Here is a 7,287-nt window from a genome sequence, read left to right on the forward strand (position 1 = left end):
ATGGGGTTGCGTACCGACTCGCTGTTCGTTGACGCGACAACCGCTGCGGGCGGACACCCCCCGACACGGCCCCTTCTCGCCGTGCGCGGGTGCGGACGCGTCGTGACTTCCGTCCCTCGGGGGCCGCCGTACCTACGGACCCACTGCGGTTCCCACCCCCTGGCAGGCCGCCACGCCTGCGGACCCATCGCGGCTCCCACCCCCTGGCGGGCCGCCTGGACGGCCCCAGTCGCGGGCCACAGTCCTCCGCATCAGCCGGGGCCTCGGCCCCTCGCACCGATCGCGGGCGCCGCACCCGCCGTAGCTGCCACAGGCCGCCGCTGCGGGCATGCGTGCCTCCCCCCAGTGCCTTGAGGGCCTGGGAGGTGCTCCCATGGGCGGCACGGGTGGGCGGTGGGGGTCCCCCCGCTCGAGCGAGGCCGAGAGTGGGGGAGGCACCCCGCTCCGCCGGGCTGCGCACCCACCCGGCAGTGACACGAAAGAACCCCGGCCCGTATCGGACCAGGGTTCCCGTCGTCGCTTCTGTTCTCTAGCACGCCTACTCGGCGAGATGCCGCTCCACCGTCTCGACCTTGGAGGTCAGACCGTCCGTCACACCCGGCCGGATGTCCGCCTTGAGGACGAGGGAGACCCGGGGTGCCCGCCGCTCGACCGCGGCCACCGCGCGCCGGACGACGTCCATGACCTCGTCCCACTCCCCCTCGACGGACGTGAACATCGCATCGGTCCGGTTGGGCAACCCCGACTCACGTACCACCCGCACGGCGTCGGCGACGTACTCCCCCACGTCCTCACCGACACCCAGCGGCGTCACGGAAAAGGCGACGATCACGCCTTCACCGCCCCTTCCTGACGTGCCCGGGACGCGATGACCGCGTCCTCGGCCTCGCGCCGCAGCTTGCGGTCGGCGAAGAAGCCGCCGGTGGGCAGCACCGAGAGGACGAAGTACAGCGCGGCGGTCTTCACCGGCCACTTCGCCCGGTTCCACGCGTCGGCCCAGAAGATCACGTACAGGATGAACAGAACACCGTGCACCATGCCCATCACCGGCACGGCGTTGAACTCCGTGGTCCGCTTCAGCACCGAGCAGATCAGCAGAAGGAGGAAGGAGATCGCCTCGGGGGCCGAGACCAGGCGGAGGCGGCGGAGGGCGGTGGCGGTCTTGAGGTCCACGGGTCACCTTCGGTGGGAGAGACGCGGTGGTCTGAACGGACTGGACGGGCTGAACGGCAAGAGGGGTTTGTGAACGCACGCACAAGCGTTCCGCCCATTGTGGCAAACAGCCGTGGGGCCCTTGGCCCGGGGTCCGGCTCCCCGGCCCCTAAGGGTGCGATCAGGGACTTTCTCCACCCACGGGCCCTGTCCACAGGGCCCGGCCTGCGGATACCGTCCCGTACGTGGCGATGTTCCGACTTCAGAGCAACAAGGTGCTCGCCGTCGACATGACCGGAGATGCCGTGAAGGCGAAGAACGGCTCGATGGTCGCGTACGACGGCGAGATGGCCTTCAAGAAGCTCAGCGGCGGCGGCGAGGGCATCCGGGGCATGGTGACCCGGCGGCTGACCGGTGAGCAGATGACGTTGATGGAGGTGAAGGGGCGCGGCACCTGCTGGTTCGCGGACCGCGCCTCCGAGATCAACCTGGTCGGTCTCCAGGGGGACAAGCTCTACGTCGAGTCGAGCAACCTGCTCGCGACCGACGGCGGGCTGCGCACGGGGACGGAGTTCACCGGCCTGCGCGGTGCCTCACAGGGCAACGGGCTGTTCACGACGTCCGTCGAGGGCCACGGCCAGGCGGCGATCATGTCGGACGGGCCGGCGGTGGTGCTGAGGGTGAGTCCGCAGTACCCGCTGACCGTCGACCCGGGGGCGTATGTGGCGCACCAGGGCAACCTCCGGCAGTCCTTCCAGTCCGGTGTGACGTTCCGCACCCTGCTCGGGGAGGGCGGCGGCGAGGCCTTCCAGATGCGGTTCGAGGGGGACGGGCTGGTGTATGTGCAGCCGAGCGAGCGGAACACGATCGCGGGAGACGTGTGACATGGCCTTCCGGGAGATCAACGCGAAGATGGTCGAGGCGACGGTGACGCCCGGTCAGCGGCTGTTCAGTCAGCGCGGCGCGATGCTCGCGTATCGGGGTGAGGTGTCCTTCACACCCAACACGGCGGGCGGGCAGGGCGGGCTCATGTCGATGATCGGGCGCCGGGTGGCGGACGAGGACACGCCGCTGATGACCGTGGAGGGCAGCGGCACGGTGCTGTTCGGGCACGGCGGGCATCACATCCAGGTGATCCGGCTCTCCGGCGACACCCTGTACGTCGAGGCGGACCGCCTGCTGGCCTTCGAGGGCTCGCTCCAGCAGGGCACGATGTTCCTCGGCTCGCAGGGCGGCGTCATGGGCATGGTGCGAGGGCAGGTCAGCGGCCAGGGGTTGTTCACGACCACGCTGAAGGGGCACGGGGCCGTCGCGGTCATGGCCCATGGCGGGGTGATCGAGATCCCGATCACACCCCAGCGGCCGGTGCATGTGGACCCGCAGGCCTACGTCGCCCACCACGGCGACGTCCGCAACAAGCTGTCCACCGCCCTTGGCTGGCGGGACATGGTGGGCCGCGGCTCGGGCGAGGCGTTCCAGCTGGAGCTCAGCGGCAGCGGTGCGGTGTACGTCCAGGCGTCGGAGGAGAAGCTGTGAGCACGTACGGAACTCCGGGCGCCGGCCCCGCGGTCTTCGACCCGGCGTCGCTGCCGCCCGACGACAACGTCAATCCCTACACCTTCTGCGTCGAACTGAAGGGGAGCCAGTGGTTCCTGCAGAAGGGGAAGATGATCGCCTACTACGGCTCGATCGACTTCAACGGCGTCGGACACGGCCGGCTGGACCGTCTGGTCCGTACGTCGTTCCATTCGCCTCTGCACGCGAGCGACTGGGTCGTGGCGGAGGGCTCGGGCAAGATGCTCCTCGCCGACCGGGCCTTCGACGTGAATTCGTTCGACCTCGAGGACGGCAACCTGACCATTCGCTCGGGCAACCTCCTCGCTTTTCAGCCAACTCTCGCACTGAAGCAATCAATCGTGCCGCGTTTCCTGACCCTCATCGGAACCGGAAAGTTCGTGGCCGCGTCGAACGGTCCGGTGGTGTTCATGGAACCCCCGATCCGGGTCGACCCCCAGGCCCTGGTCGGATGGGCCGACTGCCCTTCGCCCTGCCACCACTACGACCACGGGTACATGACCGGCGTCATGGGCGGTCTACGTGCGCTGACAGGCCTCGGAGGGGCCTCCGGCGAGGAGCACCAGTTCGAGTTCGTCGGCGCCGGCACGGTGCTGCTCCAGTCGTCCGAGACCCTGATGGCCGAGCAGGCCACAGGAGCCGTTCCGCACCAGGCCGGTGTGCCCGGCGGCGGGGCATCCGGACCCCACCCCGGTCAATCCGGCGCACCGCGTCTTCCCGGACAGCTGGGGGACCTCCAGCGTCGCTTCGGGCTGTGAGCGGTAGTCTGCGGAGTGTGACATCGAACGCCTGCGCACCAATGTTCGGCAGGCGTGCGACGTCGCGCGAAAACCCTCACTAGTTCGCCTTTCAACCTTTTAGGTAGACTTCATTCATGGAGACCGAGACGGCCACGCGCTGGCTGACCGATGCGGAGCAGTGCGCTTGGCGCACCCACCTGGAGGTCAACAGGCTGTTGACGTACCAGCTCGAAAAGGACCTGCAGCCGTTCGGCCTGACAATGAACGACTACGAGATCCTGGTGAACCTCTCCGAGTCGGAGGACCAGCGGATGCGGATGAGCGACCTCGCCTCCGCCACCCTCCAGTCCAAGAGCCGCCTCTCGCACCAGATCACGCGCATGGAGAACGCGAACCTGGTCCGGCGGGAGAACTGCGAATCCGACCGCCGGGGGCTCTACGCGGTCCTCACCGACCACGGCATGACGACGATGCAGAAGGTCGCGCCCCACCATGTGGCGTCCGTGCGGAGGCACTTCATCGACCTGCTGTCCCCCGAGGCCCTGACGGAGCTCGACAAGGCCCTCAAGCCCATCGCGGAGCACCTGCGCGGACAGCGCGGGCGCCCGTAACCGCCGGAGTCCCGACTAGGCGAGCGGCAGGCGGAGTTCGAACAGGGCTCCGCCTGCGGGCCCCTGTCCGGCCGTGAGCGTGCCGCCGTGCCGTACGGCGACGTCCCGGGCGATGGCGAGCCCCAGTCCGGCACCGCCGTCGTCCCGGCTGCGGGCGGCGTCCAGCCGTACGAACCGTTCGAAGATCCGCTCCCGGTCGGCCTCGGGCACCCCGTCCCCGTCGTCCGCCACGCCGACCACGGCCCGGTCACCCTCCCGCCGTACGCTCACGGTGACGGCCGACCGGGCGTGCCGCTGGGCGTTGTCGAGCAGATTGGCGAGCACCCGCCCCAGCTGCCCCCGCGATCCGGCCACTTCCACCGGCTCCGCGTCCACCGTCACGCCCGTCCGCCCCTCGGCCTCCTCCCGGGCCAGCGCGGCGAGGTCGACCCCCGTGTCGCTGGGCCGCTCCCCCGCGTCCAGCCGGGCGAGCAGCAGCAGGTCGGCGGCGAGCCGCTGGAGCCGCACGGTGTCCTCCACGGCCCCGTCGAGATCCAGCAGTTCGGGATGCGCGGCGGCCACCTCCAACTGCGTGCGCAGCGAGGCGATGGGACTGCGCAGCTCGTGGGACGCGTCGGCGACAAAGCGCCGCTGCCGCTCCACGGAGGTCTCCAGCGCCGCGAGCGTCTCATTCGTAGTGCTGGCCAGCCGGGCGATCTCGTCGTGCGTGTCCGGCTCCGGGACGCGCCGCGCGAGGTCCTCAGAGTGGGTGATCGCGGCCATCTCGCTCCGGATGCCCTCGACCGGACGCAGGGCCCGCCGGGTGACCAGCCAGGTCACTCCCGCGACGACTCCGAGCAGCAGCGGGAACCCGATCAGCATCACCGTCAGCGCGGTCCGCACGGCCCCGTGCTCGGCGGCCAGCGGCGAACCGGCGTAGACCTTGAGGGTCCCCCGGTCCTGGGTCTCCACCTCCACGGCGGCGAACCGGTAGTCCTCCGCGTCACCGTCGATCGTCGCCGACCCGTTACTGAAGACGCTTTCCCCGGCGATCTCCCCGGGTTCGAGAGCGGCCTCCTCGTGTTCGTCGGCGTCGTCGTCATCGTCCGCGCTGGGCGCGGCCGGCGGCTGCGGCTTCACCTGGTCGGAGTCGGTGCCGCTGATCTGCTGGAGATCCTCACTGGCCGCGACCAGCCGCTTGTGCTCGTCGAGGACCTGCACCGGCCCGTCGTCACCGTCCAGCCCGGACAGCTTGTCGTACGGCGTCCCGGTGGCGAGCTCGGAGGCGACGGCCCGGGCGGACTGCTCGGCCTGCGTCCCGGCCTCGCCGATCAGATTGGACCGCAGCGACAGCAGCACCGCGGCCCCGGCCGCGACGAGCGCCACCGCCACGACGAGCGTGGCGCCCAGCGTGGCCCGCGCCCGGACGGACCCGAACAGCCGCCTCATGGCGACTTCTCCAGCCGGTACCCGGCCCCGCGCACGGTCCGGATCAGTCCCGGCCGCAGCTTCCGCCGCAGGGTGCTGATGTACACCTCGACGATGTTGGGATCACCCTCGTAGGCGAAGTCCCACACATGCTCCAGGATCTCGGACTTGGACACGACCTCCCCGGCCCGCAGCACGAGCTGCTCCAGCACGGAGAACTCCTTGGTCGTGAGGGCCACTTCCTCCTCCCCCAGGAACACCCGCCGAGCAGCCGTGTCCACCTTCAGATCCCCGTGCACATGCACGGGCGAGGCCCCGGCACCCACCCCGCGCCGCCGCAGCAGCGCCTTGATCCGGGCGACGAGCACGACGTACGAGAACGGCTTGGTCAGATAGTCGTCAGCCCCGGTGTCCAGGCCCTCGGCCTCGTCGTACTCGCCGTCCTTGGCGGTCAGCATCAGGATCGGCACCTCGTGCCCGGCGGCGCGCAGGGCGGCGCAGACCCGGTAGCCGTTGAGGCCGGGCAGCATGATGTCGAGGATCACCAGGTCGTACGTCCCCTCCGAGGCCTGGTGCAGCCCCTCCCGTCCGTCGTGGACGACGTCCACGGCGTACCCCTCGGCCGTCAGGCCCCTGGCGAGCGACAGGGCCAGCCGCTTCTCGTCCTCCACGATCAACAGGCGCATGGGTAAAGAGTCGCAAAACCAAGCTGAAGATCCCTTCAGGGGGCTTCAGGTTCCTCTCAGCCTCGGTCAGCCACCTTGGAACACGTCGAAAACAAACCGACTCGGGAGGAACCCCCATGAAGCGCAACATCGTGATCGCCGCCGTGACCGCCGCCGCCCTGATCGGAGGCGGTACGGCCACGGCCCTCGCGACCACGCAGGACGGCGGGGGCTCGGCGAAGCAGGCGGCCAACACCCGGTTGTCGGACGACGACGTCCGTGACGACCAGGACGACCGCGACGACGACGGCGCGCAGGCGGCTTCCGGCGACGTGACGGCGCCCGAGGCGATCGCCTCCGCGCTGAAGCACACGCCCGGCACGGCGGTGTCCGCCGAGCTGGACGACGAGGACGACAGCGGCAAGGTGATCTGGAAGGTCGACGTCCTGTCCGGTGACAACGCCTGGCACAGCGTCAGCGTCGACCCGTCCAACGGCAAGGTCCTCGGCGCGCAGACCGACGACGAGGACGACACGGCGCAGGTGCGGGCGGCCCTGAAGGGCTCCTCCGTGACGGCCGAGGAGGCCGCGAAGGCTGCCGCCGGCAAGGGCACGGTGACGTCCGTCGACCTCGACGAGGACGGCAAGGACAAGTCCTGGGAGGCCGAGACCCACAAGTCCGGCGGCGCCGAGCAGGACTGGAAGATAGACCTCACCACGGGCAAGGTCACGGCGGACCGCTCGGACGCCCAGGACGACGACGCGGACGACGCCGACGACCAGGACTGACCCCTCCTGCCCCATTCCGACCGCCCCGGCGTCTTCCTTGACGCCGGGGCGTCGCACGTCTCGGCACGACGAAACACGCGGCGTGGGTGCTGGGGCGGGGTGGGTGCGCAACTCGGCGCGACGAGGTACCGCTGCGCCCACCCGTGCCGCCCTTAGCGGCACGCATGCCCGCAGCGGGCGGTGCGGTGCCCGCAGCGGCGGGTGCTGGCGGCGTCAGCCGGGACGGCCCGCACCCGCGTACGGCGAGAAGGGGACGTGTCGGGGGGTGTCCGCCCGCAGCGGTTGTCGCGTCAACGAACAGTCAGTCGGCGTGAGACCCCATCGCGACGTTCCGAGGACGGACACCCCC

Annotated in this window: 9 protein-coding genes; 5 read left to right on the forward strand and 4 right to left on the reverse strand. The window is 70.2% G+C overall.

The window, feature by feature from the left end; translation table 11 throughout:
- Positions 1-538 precede the first annotated feature (538 nt).
- On the reverse strand, positions 539-832 hold the full coding sequence (locus tag ACFZBT_RS40655; RefSeq protein ID WP_030854324.1) for an MTH1187 family thiamine-binding protein: 294 nt from the start codon (positions 830-832) through the stop codon (positions 539-541).
- Positions 829-1,173 (reverse strand): DUF3817 domain-containing protein, encoded by a 345-nt coding sequence (locus ACFZBT_RS40660; RefSeq protein ID WP_391115625.1) that lies wholly within the window; start codon positions 1,171-1,173, stop codon positions 829-831. Before ACFZBT_RS40660 ends, ACFZBT_RS40655 begins: the two co-directional genes overlap by 4 nt.
- Before the next feature lie 230 nt (positions 1,174-1,403).
- Between ACFZBT_RS40660 and ACFZBT_RS40665 the strand changes: the two genes are divergently transcribed.
- The 4 genes from ACFZBT_RS40665 (at position 1,404) to ACFZBT_RS40680 (ending at position 4,078) form a co-directional block, all read left to right on the forward strand.
- Positions 1,404-2,036: an AIM24 family protein gene (locus ACFZBT_RS40665; RefSeq protein ID WP_184591833.1), complete on the forward strand. Its 633-nt coding sequence runs from the start codon at positions 1,404-1,406 to the stop codon at positions 2,034-2,036.
- Between the two features lies 1 nt (position 2,037).
- Positions 2,038-2,688: an AIM24 family protein gene (locus ACFZBT_RS40670; RefSeq protein WP_391115627.1), complete on the forward strand. Its 651-nt coding sequence runs from the start codon at positions 2,038-2,040 to the stop codon at positions 2,686-2,688.
- Entirely contained in the window at positions 2,685-3,485 is an 801-nt protein-coding gene (locus tag ACFZBT_RS40675) for an AIM24 family protein (protein ID WP_391115629.1), read from the forward strand. The genes ACFZBT_RS40670 and ACFZBT_RS40675 overlap by 4 nt, the downstream gene beginning before the upstream one ends.
- Positions 3,486-3,601: 116 nt before the next feature.
- On the forward strand, positions 3,602-4,078 hold the full coding sequence (locus tag ACFZBT_RS40680; RefSeq protein WP_391115631.1) for a MarR family transcriptional regulator: 477 nt from the start codon (positions 3,602-3,604) through the stop codon (positions 4,076-4,078).
- A 15-nt stretch (positions 4,079-4,093) separates the two neighbouring features.
- Here ACFZBT_RS40680 and ACFZBT_RS40685 read toward each other — a convergent pair whose 3' ends face one another.
- Positions 4,094-5,506: an ATP-binding protein gene (locus ACFZBT_RS40685; RefSeq protein ID WP_391115634.1), complete on the reverse strand. Its 1,413-nt coding sequence runs from the start codon at positions 5,504-5,506 to the stop codon at positions 4,094-4,096.
- On the reverse strand, positions 5,503-6,171 hold the full coding sequence (locus ACFZBT_RS40690; RefSeq protein ID WP_391115636.1) for a response regulator: 669 nt from the start codon (positions 6,169-6,171) through the stop codon (positions 5,503-5,505). Before ACFZBT_RS40690 ends, ACFZBT_RS40685 begins: the two co-directional genes overlap by 4 nt.
- A 116-nt stretch (positions 6,172-6,287) precedes the next feature.
- On the opposite strand from ACFZBT_RS40690, the gene ACFZBT_RS40695 reads away from it, so the two are divergent.
- Positions 6,288-6,938, forward strand: a complete 651-nt coding sequence (locus ACFZBT_RS40695; RefSeq protein ID WP_391115639.1) for a PepSY domain-containing protein — start codon at positions 6,288-6,290, stop codon at positions 6,936-6,938.
- Positions 6,939-7,287: the final 349 nt, after the last annotated feature.

It is taken from the genome of Streptomyces sp. NPDC008137 (assembly GCF_042957035.1).
Taxonomy (GTDB): Bacteria; Actinomycetota; Actinomycetes; order Streptomycetales; family Streptomycetaceae; genus Streptomyces.

What these genes read in the sequence shown, in the direction of transcription:
- ACFZBT_RS40665 (WP_184591833.1), top strand. Translation starts at nt 1,404, where the DNA reads ATGTTCCGACTTCAGAGCAACAAGGTGCTCGCCGTCGACATGACCGGA.
- ACFZBT_RS40670 (WP_391115627.1), top strand. Translation starts at nt 2,038, where the DNA reads ATGGCCTTCCGGGAGATCAACGCGAAGATGGTCGAGGCGACGGTGACG.
- ACFZBT_RS40680 (WP_391115631.1), top strand. Translation starts at nt 3,602, where the DNA reads ATGGAGACCGAGACGGCCACGCGCTGGCTGACCGATGCGGAGCAGTGC.
- ACFZBT_RS40685 (WP_391115634.1), bottom strand. Translation starts at nt 5,506, where the DNA reads ATGAGGCGGCTGTTCGGGTCCGTCCGGGCGCGGGCCACGCTGGGCGCC.
- ACFZBT_RS40690 (WP_391115636.1), bottom strand. Translation starts at nt 6,171, where the DNA reads ATGCGCCTGTTGATCGTGGAGGACGAGAAGCGGCTGGCCCTGTCGCTC.
- ACFZBT_RS40695 (WP_391115639.1), top strand. Translation starts at nt 6,288, where the DNA reads ATGAAGCGCAACATCGTGATCGCCGCCGTGACCGCCGCCGCCCTGATC.